General features: G+C 69.0%; 15 protein-coding genes and 2 pseudogenes. 10 read left to right on the forward strand and 7 right to left on the reverse strand.

From position 1 onward, the window contains the following. The 5 genes and pseudogenes from QH470_RS04880 to QH470_RS04900 form a co-directional block, all read left to right on the forward strand. A pseudogene (locus tag QH470_RS04880) lies at nucleotides 1-267 on the forward strand (hypothetical protein); the annotation flags it as partial. Between the two features lie 15 nt (nucleotides 268-282). Then, the gene (locus QH470_RS04885; RefSeq protein WP_068020676.1) at nucleotides 283-1,341 is read left to right on the forward strand and encodes a DNA-directed RNA polymerase subunit alpha; all 1,059 of its coding nucleotides are present in this window, start codon (nucleotides 283-285) and stop codon (nucleotides 1,339-1,341) included. A 44-nt stretch (nucleotides 1,342-1,385) separates the two neighbouring features. Then, a complete protein-coding gene (gene rplQ, locus QH470_RS04890; RefSeq protein ID WP_280271052.1) occupies nucleotides 1,386-1,898 on the forward strand; it encodes a 50S ribosomal protein L17 in 513 nt (170 codons plus the stop codon). 97 nt (nucleotides 1,899-1,995) lie between these two features. After that, on the forward strand, nucleotides 1,996-2,877 hold the full coding sequence (gene truA, locus QH470_RS04895; protein WP_280271053.1) for a tRNA pseudouridine(38-40) synthase TruA: 882 nt from the start codon (nucleotides 1,996-1,998) through the stop codon (nucleotides 2,875-2,877). Between the two features lie 75 nt (nucleotides 2,878-2,952). Further along, nucleotides 2,953-3,798, forward strand: coding sequence for a hypothetical protein (locus tag QH470_RS04900; protein ID WP_280271054.1), 846 nt, complete (start codon nucleotides 2,953-2,955; stop codon nucleotides 3,796-3,798). A 13-nt stretch (nucleotides 3,799-3,811) separates the two neighbouring features. On the opposite strand, the gene QH470_RS04905 is transcribed toward QH470_RS04900, so the two are convergent. Beyond that, nucleotides 3,812-4,264 (reverse strand): Hsp20/alpha crystallin family protein, encoded by a 453-nt coding sequence (locus QH470_RS04905; protein WP_280271055.1) that lies wholly within the window; start codon nucleotides 4,262-4,264, stop codon nucleotides 3,812-3,814. A gap of 153 nt (nucleotides 4,265-4,417) precedes the next feature. Between QH470_RS04905 and QH470_RS04910 the strand changes: the two genes are divergently transcribed. Beyond that, nucleotides 4,418-5,251, forward strand: a complete 834-nt coding sequence (locus tag QH470_RS04910; RefSeq protein ID WP_280271056.1) for an LLM class F420-dependent oxidoreductase — start codon at nucleotides 4,418-4,420, stop codon at nucleotides 5,249-5,251. A gap of 39 nt (nucleotides 5,252-5,290) precedes the next feature. On the opposite strand, the gene QH470_RS04915 is transcribed toward QH470_RS04910, so the two are convergent. Beyond that, nucleotides 5,291-5,602, reverse strand: coding sequence for a metal-sensitive transcriptional regulator (locus QH470_RS04915; RefSeq protein ID WP_280363387.1), 312 nt, complete (start codon nucleotides 5,600-5,602; stop codon nucleotides 5,291-5,293). Between the two features lie 143 nt (nucleotides 5,603-5,745). Here QH470_RS04915 and QH470_RS04920 point away from each other — a divergent pair, with 143 nt between their 5' ends. From QH470_RS04920 to QH470_RS04930, 3 genes and pseudogenes are all read left to right on the forward strand, one after another. Continuing rightward, nucleotides 5,746-6,555 (forward strand): S-methyl-5'-thioadenosine phosphorylase, encoded by an 810-nt coding sequence (locus QH470_RS04920; protein ID WP_280271058.1) that lies wholly within the window; start codon nucleotides 5,746-5,748, stop codon nucleotides 6,553-6,555. A gap of 157 nt (nucleotides 6,556-6,712) precedes the next feature. After that, nucleotides 6,713-6,952 (forward strand): annotated as a pseudogene (locus tag QH470_RS04925) (NAD-dependent epimerase/dehydratase family protein); the annotation flags it as partial. A 150-nt stretch (nucleotides 6,953-7,102) separates the two neighbouring features. After that, entirely contained in the window at nucleotides 7,103-8,167 is a 1,065-nt protein-coding gene (locus tag QH470_RS04930; RefSeq protein ID WP_280271065.1) for an NAD-dependent epimerase/dehydratase family protein, read from the forward strand. A gap of 98 nt (nucleotides 8,168-8,265) precedes the next feature. Here the strand turns inward: QH470_RS04930 and QH470_RS04935 are convergent, their stop codons facing one another. Continuing rightward, the gene (locus QH470_RS04935) at nucleotides 8,266-9,261 is read right to left on the reverse strand and encodes a GAF domain-containing protein (protein ID WP_280271059.1); all 996 of its coding nucleotides are present in this window, start codon (nucleotides 9,259-9,261) and stop codon (nucleotides 8,266-8,268) included. 177 nt (nucleotides 9,262-9,438) lie between these two features. Here QH470_RS04935 and QH470_RS04940 point away from each other — a divergent pair, with 177 nt between their 5' ends. Continuing rightward, nucleotides 9,439-9,999, forward strand: coding sequence for an NADPH-dependent FMN reductase (locus QH470_RS04940; RefSeq protein ID WP_280271060.1), 561 nt, complete (start codon nucleotides 9,439-9,441; stop codon nucleotides 9,997-9,999). Nucleotides 10,000-10,050: 51 nt separating this feature from the next. Here QH470_RS04940 and eccE read toward each other — a convergent pair whose 3' ends face one another. The 4 genes from eccE to QH470_RS04960 all read right to left on the reverse strand — a co-directional run bounded on the left by eccE (nucleotide 10,051) and on the right by QH470_RS04960 (nucleotide 14,836). Then, entirely contained in the window at nucleotides 10,051-11,694 is a 1,644-nt protein-coding gene (gene eccE, locus QH470_RS04945; RefSeq protein WP_280271061.1) for a type VII secretion protein EccE, read from the reverse strand. Nucleotides 11,695-11,813: 119 nt separating this feature from the next. Further along, nucleotides 11,814-12,647, reverse strand: a complete 834-nt coding sequence (locus tag QH470_RS04950) for a potassium channel family protein (protein ID WP_280271062.1) — start codon at nucleotides 12,645-12,647, stop codon at nucleotides 11,814-11,816. Nucleotides 12,648-12,770: 123 nt separating this feature from the next. Next, the gene (locus QH470_RS04955) at nucleotides 12,771-14,525 is read right to left on the reverse strand and encodes a hypothetical protein (protein WP_280271063.1); all 1,755 of its coding nucleotides are present in this window, start codon (nucleotides 14,523-14,525) and stop codon (nucleotides 12,771-12,773) included. Continuing rightward, nucleotides 14,522-14,836 carry a hypothetical protein gene (locus QH470_RS04960; RefSeq protein ID WP_280271064.1) on the reverse strand — a complete coding sequence of 105 codons (315 nt, stop codon included), beginning with the start codon at nucleotides 14,834-14,836 and terminating at the stop codon, nucleotides 14,522-14,524. The genes QH470_RS04955 and QH470_RS04960 overlap by 4 nt, the downstream gene beginning before the upstream one ends. Between the last annotated feature and the right edge of the window lie 256 nt (nucleotides 14,837-15,092).

Genomic DNA, 15,092 nt, shown 5'->3' on the forward strand with positions numbered 1-15,092 from the left:
CTGCCGATCGCCACCCTGATCGACGGAACGCCACCACCATTGAGCCTCGGCCAGCTGAGCGCGACGATCTGGCTGTCGGTAGGCGCTACGGCCCTGGCGTTCGCGCTGTTCTTCGGCGGACTCTACCGCGGCGTCCCCGCGCGCGCCGGGACCCCGGGGTTTGTGGTCGGTTTTTTTTCACCAAAAACTCCCATTTTCTGTAATGAGGGGGAAGGGATGCCGCGGGTAGCCACCAGTTCGTGGGCGTCAAATAGCGGGCGCCCCTGAAGGAGGAGATCCTCAATGCTGATTTCACAGCGACCGACGCTGACCGAAGAGGTCCTGGCCGAGAACCGCTCGAAGTTCACCATCGAACCGCTCGAGCCGGGCTTCGGTTACACCCTCGGCAACTCGCTGCGCCGCACCCTGCTCTCGAGCATCCCGGGCGCCGCGGTCACCAGCATCCGCATCGACGGCGTGCTGCACGAGTTCACCACCGTCCCGGGCGTGAAGGAGGATGTCACCGACATCATCCTGAACCTCAAGGGCCTGGTCGTGTCGTCCGAGGAGGACGAGCCGGTCACCATGTACGTGCGCAAGCAGGGCCCGGGCACCGTCACCGCCGGTGACATCGTCCCGCCGGCCGGTGTCACCGTCCACAACCCGGACATGCACATCGCCACCCTGAACGACAAGGGAAAGCTGGAGATCGAGCTCGTGGTCGAGCGCGGTCGCGGCTACGTCCCGGCCGTGCAGAACAAGGCCTCGGGCGCGGAGATCGGCCGGATCCCGGTGGATTCGATCTACTCGCCGGTGCTGAAGGTGACCTACAAGGTCGAGGCGACCCGTGTCGAGCAGCGCACCGACTTCGACCGGCTCATCCTGGATGTCGAGACCAAGAACTCGATCTCCCCGCGGGATGCGCTGGCGTCGGCCGGTAAGACCCTGGTCGAGCTGTTCGGCCTGGCGCGTGAACTCAACGTGGAGGCCGAGGGCATCGAGATCGGGCCCAGCCCGGCCGAGGCGGACCACATCGCCTCGTTCGCGCTGCCGATCGAGGACCTGGACCTCACCGTGCGGTCGTACAACTGCCTCAAGCGCGAGGGTGTGCACACCGTCGGCGAGCTGGTGGCCCGCACCGAGTCGGATCTGCTGGACATCCGGAACTTCGGGCAGAAGTCCATCGACGAGGTGAAGGTCAAGCTGCACTCGCTGGGCCTCTCGCTCAAGGACAGCCCGGCCTCCTTCGATCCGTCCAGCGTCGTCGGCTACGACGCCTCCACCGGAACCTGGAGCGACAGCGGCTCGTTCAGCGACACCGACCACGGCGAGCAGGACTACGCCGAGACCGAACAGCTCTAGGCCGTACGGGCCAGTCCCGGGGCCTTCCTAAAGGAGAACAACCAATGCCCAAGCCCAAGAAGGGTGCCCGCTTCGGCGGGTCGGCGTCGCACCAGAAGGCGATCTTCGCCAATCTGGCGACGGCGCTCTTCGAGCACGGTCGGATCACGACCACCGAGGCCAAGGCCAAGGCGCTGCGCCCGTACGCCGAGAAGCTGGTCACCAAGGCGAAGGCCGGCTCGCTGGCCGACCGCCGCGAGGTGCTCAAGGTGATCCGCAACAAGGACGTGGTGCACGAACTCTTCGCGAACATCGGACCGTCGTTCGAGGGCCGCGAGGGTGGCTACACCCGGATCATCAAGACCATGCCGCGCAAGGGTGACAACGCGCCGATGGCGATCATCGAGTTGGTCCGGGAGAAGACCGTGACCAACGAGGCCGATCGTGCCCGTCGCGTGGCCGCGTCGCAGGCGGCCAAGGCCGAGGCGCCCAAGGCCGAAGCCGAAGCGGACGAGGCTGTCGCCGAGGAGACCGAGGCCGAGGCCCCGGTCGCCGAGGAAAAGGCCGACGAGAAGTAGGTCGACTCCCCGCGTACGCGGGGTGCTCCCGCCATGAGTGAGCCCGCCGTCCCCTCCGGGTCGGCGGGCTTCTCTCGTATGTTAACCAGGAGATGGCTTGACCAGTGCGGATCCGGCCCAGCAAACCATTGCGATCAGGGCACGAATCGATGTCGCCTACGACGGCACCGATTTCACCGGCTGGGCTCGCCAGCCCGGCCTGCGCACGGTGCAGGGCGTGCTGGAGGAGTCGCTGAGCAAGGTGCTGCGGGAGCCGATCCAGCTCACCGTCGCCGGGCGGACCGATGCCGGCGTGCATGCCGAGGGCCAGGTCGCGCACTTCGACACCGGCGCGGAGTTCGACGGCCCCAAGCTGATCCACCGCTTGGCCCGCTTTCTGCCGAAGGACGTGCGAGTCAAGCGAATCAGCGTCGTGCCCCCCGAGTTCGATGCGCGCTTCTCCGCGATCCGCCGCCACTACGCCTACCGCCTGACCACCGCGCCCTACGGAGCGGATCCGCTGCGGGCCCGCAGTGTCGTGCCCTGCCGCCCGGTCGACCTGTCCGCCATGCGCGAAGCCTCACGAAAGTTGTTGGGGCTGCATGATTTCGCGGCCTTCTGCCGCCGCCGTGAGGGCGCGACCACGGTGCGGGAGTTGCAGCGATTCGACTGGGTGGCGTCGCCCCCGCGGGATGGGGACGCGGACCTCACCGCCGAGGGTGAGCTGCTCACCGCCTACGTCAGTGCGGACGCGTTCTGCTGGTCCATGGTCCGCAGTCTGGTCGGCGCGGTGCTGGCCGTGGGGGAGGGGCGGCGGACACCCGAATGGGTCGCCGGGCTGCTGGATGAGCGAGAACGCGCCAGCTCGGTCACCGTCGCCCCGGCGCACGGCCTGAGCCTCATCGGCGTGGATTACCCCGTCGAGGCCGACCTGGCCGCCCGCAACGCTCAGACCCGCGAGATGCGCACGGTCCCGCCCGCCGCGGGCTGCTGCGGTTGAGCGCACAGGCCTCCTCGGCTGATTTCCGCGAGTTGCTGCGAGGGCGGGCAGTCGGGGATGGCAGACTCGGCCCACATGAGTCCGGTGAGCCGCGGTCGTAATGGCAAGAAGAACAAGCAGCAGGCGCGTGGCGAGGATCGCGACGACGTGAACCTCGAACTCGATCGCGACGGTTTCGAGCAGTTGATCGGCGACATCGCCGCGACGATCGTGAGGTTCGAGACCGTGGACGATCCGGTGGACGGGGAATACCTGGCCGCCTCGCTGCTCGCCGCGACCTACGGCACCCCCGAATACGACGAGGCGTTCGCGCAGATGTTCATCGGCGAGGCCGAGAAGCAGTCCGGTGCGGGCGCGCTGGCCTTCCTGCGCTGCGTCGCCGCGTTGACCCCCGAGCCGTCGCGGACGGCCGCACGGGCGGCGGCGGACCGGCTCGTCGCGGCCGGGGTCGACGCACCGGAATGGACGGCCGAACTCGACGAGCCCACGACCGGGGTCGAATACCTCCGCTGGCCCGTCGCGGACGGGCAGGGATCGGTTCTCTACGGCAGCTTCGAACGGGCCGGACGGCTCGACGGGGTGTTGCTGTTCGTCGACGACGAGGACTGCGGCGCGGCCAACGACCTGGCCCCGTTCCTCGGCGAGGGCTTGGCCGAGGCCCGCCGGCTCACCGACGAACGCGAGTCCGCGCCCGGCGAACCGATTCCGGCCGACGAATTCCGCTGGCAGGCCCAGGCCGCCCTGGACGCGCGGGCGCTGCACGAACGAGCGGTCGTCGAGCTCGGTCTCGATCCGCAGGAGCCCGAGGAGGAGGACGACGTGCCGCACGAAGTGACCGACGTCGTCCTCCGCGCTCGACTACGGGTGCTGCCGATGCCGGACAAACCCCTTCCGGTGCATGTGCATCCGGAACTCGGTTGAGCCCGGCTCGTCGTCAGCTCCGCTCGCCGGAGCCCGCCTCGATCGTCTTGGGATCGCTGCCCATTCCGCTGATCTCGATGCGGCGCGGCTTGGCCTTCTCCGCGATCGGCAGCATGACCGACAGGACTCCGTCGTTGTAGGTGGCGCTGATGTGCTCGGTGTCGATGCCCTCACCGAGCGACAGCTGGCGCATGTAGGTGCCGGCGAAACGCTCCGACGCGATCCACTGCACGTTCTCGTCGCCGGGCAGGCTGCGCCGCGCCTCGAGGGTGAGGGTGCCGTTGTCGACACTGACGTTCACCGATCCGGGATCCACGCCCGGTAGGTCGGCGTTGAGCACATAGTGATCGCCGGCCCGGAACAGGTCCATCGGCATGAAGCGCGGCGCGCGTGCGGTGCCCCTGCTCTCCCCGAGGAGCTGGCGGGCGACGGTGTCGATGTCGTGGAATGGATCGAACCTCAGCACAGGAATCACCTCCGAATGCGATGGGCGACACCCACCACGGCGGGCGGGTGCGCCGTGAACTTGTCCGACGCCCAATTTAGCACTCTCCTTCACTGAGTGCCAGATCTTGTCGAGGGTGGAATACGCACGGCGACACCGGGGTTCGCATCGACTATGACCATTCAGGGACTGGGACGGCTCGGAGTCTGGCGCTACTACGCGGCATTCACCCCCGAGCAGGCACGGGAGTTGGAGGGCCTCGGCTACAGCACGCTGTGGCTGGGCGGGTCGCCGCCGGCGGAGTTGCCGGTGGTGGAGTCGCTGCTGGAGGCGACCGAGACGCAGTTGGTCGGGACCAGCATCGTCAACATCTGGTCGGTGCCCGCCGAAGCGGTGGCGGAGTCGTATCACCGCATCGAGGCACGGTTCCCGGGGCGCTTCATCCTGGGCGTGGGAGTGGGGCATCCCGAGCACGACGGCGTCTACCGCAAGCCCTACGACGCGCTCGTCGACTACCTCGACGCGCTGGACAAGGCCGGCGTCCCGAAGGAGCGCCGCGCGCTGGCCGCGCTCGGTCCCCGCGTGCTGGAGCTGGCCCGCGACCGTACCGCCGGCGCGCTGCCCTACCTCACCACGCCCGAGCACACTCGCCGCGCCCGCGCGACGGTCGGCGCGGACACTCTGCTGGTGGCGGAGAACAAGATCGTGCTGGACTCCGAGGCCGACCGCGCCCGCAGCACCGGCCGTCGCACCGTCGAGTTCTACCTCGGCCTGAAGAACTACGTGTCCAACCTGCGCCGCCTCGGCTTCACCGAAGAGGACGTCGTCAAGCCGGGCAGCGACCGTCTCATCGACGCCCTGGCCCTGCACGGCACAGCGGAGGAGGTCGCCGCGGGTCTCGCCGCGCACCTGGAAGCGGGCGCCGACCAGATCGCCGTTCAGGTTCTCGACGAGGATTACATGTCGACCTTGCGCGCCCTCGCTCCAGCCCTGTCCGCCCGGGTCTGAACTTCCGCCGCGCCGCTCCGGCGGTGCGCTGTGCCTGCGCTATGAACGAACCAGGCGGGCGATGGCGTCGGTGGCTTCCTTGATCTTGGCCTCGGCTTCCGGGCCGCCCTGGACCGCGGCGTCCACCACGCAGTGGCTGATGTGATCCTCGAGCAGGCCCATCGCTACCGCCTGCAGGGCCTTCGTCATCGCCGATACCTGGGTGAGGATGTCGATGCAGTACTTTTCCTCCTCGACCATGCGTTGCAGGCCGCGGGCCTGGCCCTCGATACGGCGCAGGCGCTTGAGGTAATCGTCCTTCGCGGTGATGTAGCCGTGGCCGGCGTGGTCGTGGACGGGCTCGCTCGCCACCGTGGTCTGGTCCGCCGTCGTGGTCTGGTCGTCCGTCACCGGCTGCATCCTCACTCCCGCTGGCTGATCGTCAATACCCCCCTAGGGTACAGGGTTCCGGCGGGCTTGTCAGGTGGGGCGGGCGGTGCGCGAGAATCGAGGGCATGAGTTCGGATCCCCGCCCCGCACTGGCCATCATCGGCGGCAGCGGCTTCTACGATTTCTTCGGCGACGACGCGACCACGCTGGATGTCGACACACCCTACGGCGCGCCCAGCGCACCCATCACGGTCGGAGAGGTCGAGGGCCGGCAGGTGGCGTTCCTGCCCCGGCACGGCCGCAAGCACGAGTACTCGCCGCACACCGTGCCGTACCAGGCGAATATGTGGGCGCTGCGGTCGATCGGCGTGCGGCGGGTCTTCGCGCCGTGTGCGGTCGGCAGCCTGCGCGCCGACTGGGGTCCGGGCACCGTGGCCGTGCCGGACCAACTCGTGGACCGCACCTCCGGCCGTCCGCAGACCTACTTCGACAACGGCGGAGTGCACGTCACCTTCGCCGATCCCTACTGCGAGGACCTGCGCGCCGCGGCGACGGCCGCCGCCGTCGACGAACTGCCGATGCGGCACGCCGCGACCATGGTCGTGATTCAGGGCCCGCGCTTCTCCACCCGCGCCGAGAGCCGCTGGTTCGCCGCGCAGGGCTGGGAGCTGGTGAACATGACCGGCTACCCCGAGTCCGTCCTGGCCCGGGAACTCGAAATGTGTTATGCGGCAATCGCTCTGGTGACCGACCTGGACGCCGGCCTGGAAGCCGGTGACGGCGTCAGCGCGGCGGCCGTCTTCGCCGAGTTCGAGCGGAACCTGGTTCCGTTCAAGAAGCTGGTCCGGCAGGCGGTGTCCGGCGTCGAAGGCACCGAAACCTGCGATCGGTGCCGCGTGCACACCGGGGTATCGCTCCCACTCGAACTACCCTGAACCTCATGTCCACACGGCATCGAAACTTGGCCCGGCAGGTTTCGCGGGCTCGCTGGTGCGTGCCCGTGGCAAATTCACTGGGCGGTGTCGTGCCGCCTGGTGCGGACTCGCTGCGGCAAAGTGGTCGGCCGGTGAGGGCTGGGAAGGTGGTTCGCGCGTGCGTGTGTTGCTGACCGGGGCGGCCGGGTTCATCGGGGCGCACGTCCATCGGGCGCTGGTCGCCGCCGGGCACGACGTGGTCGCCGTGGACGCCCTGCTCGACGCGGTGCACGGGACGAATGCCGCACCGCCACAGGATGTTTCCTCGATCGACATCCGCGCTGCCGAAGCGCTCGAGCCGCTGCTGCGCGGTGTCGATGTCGTCTGCCACCTGGCGGCTGCGGTGCCGGTGGATGTTGTGCCGGACGGCGTGCGCGGGGAAACTGTCGGCCCGCGCGGTGCCGATCCGATCTACGTGGTGGGGCCGCCCGCGCTCGGGCGCGCCGGCGCAGGGGCGTCAGGTGACGGGGCTGCGGGCTCGTCGGCGTCGCGTCGTGCGAGCGCTGAGATGCTGGACGACGGGGCAGCGGGTTTCTCGGTCTCGCGGCGCGCTGCTTCGGACGGGGAAGGCGTGAATCTCCACCGTGACACCGAGTCTGCTGCACAAGACGAAGGGGCGAAATCCGCTTTTCACGGCGAGGGGATCGATGAGGCTCGGCCGCTGAGTGGGCCGGCTACCCGGCCGGTGGTTCGTCATTCCGAGGTCGATGGATCGTCCGGTCCAGCGGTGGGGGGCGGTCGGCGGCCGGGGGTGGACGGTCCGACGATGTCGGTGGGGCCGATGTTCGCGGCGCACAACGATTTCGGTACGGCGGTGTTGCTGGCCGCGATGGAGCGGGCCGGAGTTCCGCGGCTGGTGCTCGGGTCGTCGGTGGCGGTGTATGGGGAGGGGCGGTATCGGGGACTGCGTGGCGGTCCGTTCTTCCCCGGGCTGCGGCGGCGTGCGGATCTCGATCGCGGCATGTTCGATCACCGATTGCCGCGCACGGGGGAGATCCTCACCTGGGAACCGGTCGGCGAGGATGCGCCGCTGCGTCCCCGGACAGCCTATGCCGCAAGCAAACTGGCGCAGGAGAACTACGCGCTCGCCTGGGGCATGACCACCGGCGGCGCGGTCACGGTGCTGCGCTACCACCACGTCTACGGCGACCCGGTCGGCGGAAACGCCACGCTCGCAGCGCATTCCGGAGTGGTAGCCCGCTTCCGCCGCGAGCTGGAGTCCGGCCGCGCCCCGCTCGTCTTCGAAGACGGCGGACAGGTACGGGATTTCGTGCATGTCCGCGATGTCGCCGCGGCCACCGTCGCCGCTGTCGAACGCCCACTACCCGGTTTCGTGCCGCTGAACATCTCCTCCGGCCATCCCGTCACCCTGTGGGAGGTGGCCTCGATCATGTCCCGAGCACGCGGTGGCCCCGAACCCGTGGTCAGCGGGCGCTATCGCACCACCGACATCCGCCACATCGTCGCCGCCTCCGACCGCGCGCACCACGCCCTGGACTTCACCCCTCGCATCCCCCCGGCACAGGGATTGACCGACTACGCGAGAAAATCCGCGAACCAGACCCGTCCTTGACGGTCGAATGGATCCAGCCACCACACCTCGCGGGACGAGGGCCGCATGTCCACAAACGGCCACGCGCTCGGATCGGCGTCGTCGCAGGGACGCGGCTGTCACTGCGCGGGGGTGTCCGGTGACGGCGGAAGGGTTATGCGGACGAGGGCGAATTGGGGTGGAGTGTTGTCGGAAGGGCCGTAGGGGAGGGGAGAGATTTCGACGTCGATGGTCAGCCAGTCGCCGGTGGTGGCGGCGAGGCGCAGGGCGGGGATGGTGTGGAACCGGGTTCCGGAGAGAATGTCGGTGCGGGCGGCCAGGATTCGGGGGCGGTCGGCGGGGTGCGGCAGGGTGCGTTCGTCGGTCTCGCCGGTCCAGCGCAGGCCGGGGAGCGGTGCGCTGATCCAGCGGATCACCCGGATGCGCGCCGTGTCGACTACTGCCAGATACAGGCCGGGGTTGGTGTTCACCAGCGTGTCCACCGTCGCCGCCTCGAACGACTTGCCTTGGGCGGGCACGCTTTCGGTCACGTCGGCGAGTAGTCCGCGCCAGCATTGCGGGTCGGTGGTGTTGCGGGTGGCGACGAGCAGCGTGCGCAGTCCGTCCGGTGTGCGCGCGGTGCAGGTGCCCAGCCAGCGCGCGCCGGGTTCGGCCCGGGACACGGTCGCGACGAGGTCCAGCGCGCCGTCGAAACGTTCGATGTGCTCGAAGGATTCGGCGCCCACCCACACCGAGCGACCCCGATCGAACGCCGGACCCAGCCCCGTCCACAGCACCTCGGTGCGCCGCGTGCGCGCGTCCATCAGAAACGGGGCGACCGGTGGCGGCGCGGCCGGAGTATCGCCCACCCGGAACAGCACGCCGTGCACCGCGCCACCGGGTCCGATCAGCGGCAGCGCCCGCGCCCGCTGCTGTGACCACGGGTGCCGCGATCTCGGCAGTTCCCTGTCCACCGGTTCCCGGCCGTCGTACGCGGCGGTGACGACGGGTAGCAGACGCGCGGGCACGGTGCGCGCCAACGACTTCCACTGCCGCGGCACGGTGCCGACGGTCAGCACCGACCAGGTCTCGGGACTGCTCAGCGTCTCGATCAGCAGCCACTCGCCGAGTGTCATGTACGCCCCCTTCCCGAATCCGCCGTCCGCTTTCGTGATAGCCAGCGAATATCGTGCACCATCCGGAATCGGCGTGGTGGCGGGGTGGCGATATCGATGGCCGACACGGCCAGGCTAGGCTCGCGCGAGCGCGGTCAGGGCCGAAGGCGGCGGAGCACCCACCGGAAAGGACACAGCATGGACAGCCCGTTGCGGCTCGAGGTCATCGTCGCCAGCGTGCGGCCGGAACGGTTCGCGCCGGTTGTCGCCGACTGGTTCCTGCGCACGGCACGCTCGTACCCCGAGTTCGACACGGGGGTCATCGATCTCATGCACACCCCGCTGCCCACCGACCTCTCGACGACGCCGGAGGTGCGGGCCTACCGGGAACGGCTCGCCGCGGCGGACGCGTTCGTCGCCGTCACCTCCGAATACAACCACGGCTACCCGGCCTCGCTGAAGACCGCGCTGGACAGCGCCAAACACGAATGGCGAGGAAAACCGATAGGTTTCGTCGGCTACGGCGGCCTGTCCGGCGGCCTGCGCGCCGTCGAACAGCTGCGGCAGGTGGTCGCCGAGATCCACATGGTCTCGATCCGCGAGACCGTCAGCTTCCACGAGGCCAAGCGGAGGTTCGACGCTCAGGGCGAGACCGCGGACGGCGCCGCCACCGATGCCGCCGCCCGCCTGTTGCGTCAGCTCGCCTGGTGGGGGCGTCACCTGCGCACAGCGCGCGCCATCGACCCGTATCCGGGCTAGCGCCGGGCCGTACTCCGGCGTCGAAAACACATGTCCGGACCGGACAGCCGACTACTGATGCGCGACGGGTCGCCGTCCACGCGGATTGCCGATGTAGGTGGCCTCCCGCGGAATCGATACCAGCGTCAGATCGACCTGTGCGGTGCCCGTGCGCAGAATGACGTGGTTGCCGATGGCGCCCGGCTGATGGATCGACAGGTCCGGCCGCGTCGCGGGCCAGCCCATCGGATCGCCGGTCACATAGATCGTGGTGACACCGGCGTGCGGCGCGGGCGCGAGGACACCGTCGACCACCGCGGCGGTGAAATTCGCGTCGCTCTGGTGTGTTTCGACGGCGATGGTCAACCGCTCCGGATTGCCGATGGTGGTGACCAGCTGCTCCCACGCCTGCGGGCGATCGGTCCGGATCAGCACGCGCTCGCCGACCGCCAGCGCGCGGAACACCAGCTGCTGCGCCAGATACAGCTCACCGGCGACGTACACGGTCGAAATGCCCTGGCCGACAAGCCGGATCGCGACGCCGTTGCCCTCGTCGTCGGAGCCGATCAGCTGACCGCAGCCCGACGACGGCAGATGCAGCGCCCCGACCACGTCGATCGGATATTCGCCCAGCGGCACCGTGTCGTCGACATCCGGGATACCGATCGGCAGATGGGCCAGCAGACTCTGCCGGTGCCGCCCGTTCAGCGACACCATGCCCTTGCGTCGGCGCTTCTCCGGCAGCTCGCGAGTGGTGAGACGCCATGCGGCGCCGATGTTCACCGTCTCCGCGGAGCTACCCGGCCGCAGTCGCACCGCCACGGTGGTGCCGCGGGAGGGGTCGACCCACAACTGCGCCAGTAGATCCGAGCCCAGCTGCTTCGGATCGACGGCGGCGCCGATGTTGACACCGTTGCCCAGCTCGGCGTAGCGCCACCGGTGGGTGAGGGTGCGCGGATCGATCTGCGCGGTGACCTGGAGAACGGCCTTCTTGATCTCGGGCGCCGTGAGCACACGCGACGCGCAGTCGGCGTCCTCGAGCGCGCGCACGATGCGCTGGGTGGCGATGGTGACCGCCCGGCACGCGCCCTCGGTCCCGCCGCCGCGCCGATCGGCGGCATCCGGACAGGCCAGTGTGTCGAAACTGATCGCCAGCCACACCGTGCGGTGCGCGGTCGCCGGCAGCGGCCCCAGCAGCGACTCGTAGATCGGGCCGGCCGGCGTGCCGGAACGGCTGCGGTGACCGTGGCTGATGATGTCGATACCGCTGAGCAGGATGTCGTGCTGGGCCAGGCACTGCGCCAGCTCGGGCAGCGGCAGCAGGTGCGAGGCGTGCACGGTGTTGCGGTCGATGCGGGTCAGTCCGCCCTTCGGCGGCAGTACCTCGACGACCGCCACTACCCGGCTGCCCTCCCAGTACAGGCCGAGCGAACGCCCGTCCGGCCCACGGAAGTCGACGGTGTCGCCGAGCCGGTAGCCGCGCCGGGTGCGGTATCGCCAGATCGTCGCGATCCAATCCGCCACGGTGCGCTTGCCGAATGGAATCAGCACCAGCAGACCCGCCACCACGGCGGCGGCCAGGGCAAACCACCACTGCGGGCCCGCGATCAGGACGGCCACCCCCACGACCAGCCCGAGCAATTGCGCCGCGAGCAGATTCGGCAGCGAGATCCGTCCAAACAGCGGGCGGTTGTGCGACCCGCTCGGTTCGGCCATCGTCGTCCCCCAGGTACCCGGTGTCGGCCTCGTCGACGGCCGAGCTGAACTTCAGTCCTGCTGAACTGTACTGTGTGGCGCCGACATGAGCACTTTTCGGGGGAGCGCCCGAGCTTTGCTCACGGCTCGGCCGTTGCCTGCTCGCCGCTGTCCACGGGCATGGCGTGGTGCTCCGGCATCCCGTGCAACCCCGCGACTTCGGCGCGGAGCGCGCGGATTTCCTCGACCAGCCGACCCACTTCGAGATCGGTGCGTTCCGCGGACTCCTCGACGTTCTTCAGCTGGTCGATGACCCAACTGGTGGTGGTGCCGATGGCGAAGCTGATCAGTCCGATGCCGAACGTCATCAGGACCAGGGCCACCAGGCGGCCTTCCGTCGTGACCGGGTAGTAGTCGCCGTAGCCGACCGTGGTGACCGAAACGACCGCCCACCACAGGGCGTCGCCGAAGCTCTGCACCTTGGCGTCGTCGGCACCGTATTCGGCGTCGAACATCGCCAGGCTGCACAGGAACACCACGAGCAGCGAGCACACTCCGACGAACACCGACAGCCGTGCGCGGGTCAGCTTGCTGCGGTTCAGCGTGTCCAGCACCAGCAGGGCCGCCCGGAGCAATCGCAGCGGGCGCACCGGCGGGAGCAGCACGATCAGTAGTTCCAGCGGATGCGACCGCAGGAAACGCCAACGGTGCGTGGACAACCCGAACCGCAGGAGAAAGTCCGCGGCGAAGATCCCCCAGATCCCGATGTCCACGCCGGTGAGCCAGGCGTCCAGCGTGGGCGAGGCGTTCGTGTCGAGTACATGCCAGGCGTAGACGCCGAGGAACGCCGCCGCCAGCACTCCCATCGGGATGTTCGTGGCGCGTTCCCACGCCACGCGGCGGCTGACCGGAGCCGGTGCGGTACCGGGCGGAGAAGGCGGGGCGGGATCGGTCCGGACGCTGAGCTGGGTCATACGGAACTGCCTAGGTGAATCGCCCGGCAGCCGTGGCCTACCGGAGGGTGGATGCCCAAGTTATCGCCGCTCCCGGCTTCGGCGTTGCCGGACTCCCACAATCCTCCGCGCGCCGTGGCACGTCTATCGCGTGGACCCGTTCGCGGTCGCCTCGCTCGCGCCGACTTCGTCGCCGGCTGTATCGGCCGCGTCCGGCGTCTCCGACGCGATGGTGGTAGACGCTGTGCTGGTGTCGGGCACCAGAATCGGTTCTGCGCCGGTCGTCGGCTCCTCGGGGGCCGCGAAAATGCTCTTGTGCGGCTGGATCTTGGCGCGATGCTCGCCGCCATCCCGTGCGCCCTGTTGCGACGGGGGCATCATCGGCATTCCGAATGCGGCGGGAGTTCTGCTCGGGTCCGACTGCGCGCCGGACGATGCGGAGCCCTCCTCCGCGGTCGAGGTGGAGGTGTCCTTCGATGCCGCGAGGTAATCGACGGGTTGAGGTTGTGCGGCATCGTCGCCTTGCGGAGTACCTGCGGGGGGCGCGCTTTCCGCGTCGCCGGGCTGATTGTGTTCCGCGACCCACTCGTTGCCCGGCGGGTATCCGCCACTGTCGAGTTGTCCTCCCGAACCGGGCGATTGCTCCTCGGCCGTAGGGGCCTCGATCCTGGCCGCGATGCTGTCGCCGAAGTCGATGGCCCCGGCGACGGTGCCGATCACATGGTCGATGATGGTCAGCGGCGCCTCGACGGTCTGCGCGACCTTGTAGACGACGTCGACGACCCCCGATACGGTACCGACGATCGTCGAGATCTCGGTCGCGGTCGCGGCCACATCCTTCAGCCCCTGATCGACCCCGCCGGTCTGCTGACTCCCGTCGCCGGACTCGGATATCTGTTCACCCGCGATCGGGTTCTCGGTCTGCGCCGGCTTCGCCGCGACCGGAGTCGACTGCTGTTGTTGCGCGACTTGCGAACTCGGCGCCGCGACCACCGCGCCCTGTGCGCTCTGTGAGGCGGCGGGAGACTCGGGTGCGGCCGAAACCTGTTGCTGCTCGGTGGATTGGGGCGTAGTGGCCGCAGGCGTGGTGTCGGCGGGCACGCCGCCGGAGTACAGCGCCGTGCTCACCGGGGCGGGTCCGGGGTAGGGGCTGTGGTCGAGACCCTCGAAAGTGGTGAGCATCTCGGTGTAGTGCTGGCTGATGGCGGTGCGCGTGTTCTGGTTGAGAGTGGCGAATTCCCCTACCCGAGTCTCGAATTCGGGGACGAAGGTCTCGGTCATCCAGTCGGCGGCGTACTGCTGCGGGTCGGTGCCCTCCGGCAGGTCGGGGAGCACGGCGCGGACCAGGGTGCGTTTACCGTCCTCGCTGTCCACGAGGCCGAAGTCGCCCTGGGCATACATCGCTATCTGCTCGACCTCGGAGGCCTGTTTGCCACCGATGGTGAGTGCGCCGAAAACCGATTCGCTGGTGTCGGCCTTCTGCCGCAGGCTGGCGGCGATCTCGGTCAGGGCCGTACCGATCGAGGTCGCCAGTCCGGCCAGCTTCTCCACGTCGGTGCCGACCCGGGCGGCTACCTGCGACAGCAGTGCCGCCGCGTCCGTGCCCGCGCCTTCCGTCCAGGCCGATCCGACCTGCCCGGCCCGGGTCGATTGCACCCCGGCTTGTTCTCGCGCGGCGATCAGCTGGGCGCTCAGTGTGTCGGCGAATGTTGCCAGGTCCGTGAGGTCCAGGCCCCGTTCCGCGTCGTACTGCGCGCGGAGTGCGGCGATGTCGTAACCGCCGGGCGCGTTGCTGCCGGTCCAGGTCGCGTACGGCTCGATGAATTCCTGTAGGCGGTACAGTCCCGGTTCACCCCTGGTCAGCTGGGTGTCCGCGGTCAGCCCGGTGGTGTCGATCATGCGAGTACTGCCCCCGTCGCGCCGACATCGGCGGTGTTGGCCTGGTCCTGCTGCTCGTACACGGTGACGGCCTGCCGCAGCGCATTCGTGCAGTCCTCGATGCTCGAGCCCCATCTGGTCAGCAGCCCCGCGGCATCCACGCACCCCTGCGACAATTTGATGCCGAACTCCCGGTACATCTGCCCGGTCTGTGCGGGATCCACCTGTGCTGCAGCAGTTCCCAGTGCTGTCGCCGAGCTCAGCACGCTCTGCCCCGAGACCGCCAGATCCGTCGCGATACCCTGCATCGCCGCCGTGCGGATAGAAACCACGACTCATTCCCCTACCCGGTCGGCTCTTGGTTGGCGCTGTCGTCTCTGCCCGACTGCCGACCTGTCATCCACTTGGACGCACCGTAGGGCCGCAGGGTTCCGAATCGCTTCCGCGAATTCGCCTCGATTCGCGCCCGGTATGTAGTCGGCGCCTCCGCGGAACCGTGTGCGGTGATGATGCGTCGAAACAGGCTGTGGGGGGGGTTTATGCCGAGCGACTCGGCGAACCGCACCCGCCGGATGTCCAGCTCGATCG

The organism is Nocardia wallacei (genome assembly GCF_029868745.1).
Classification (GTDB): domain Bacteria; phylum Actinomycetota; class Actinomycetes; order Mycobacteriales; family Mycobacteriaceae; genus Nocardia; species Nocardia wallacei_B.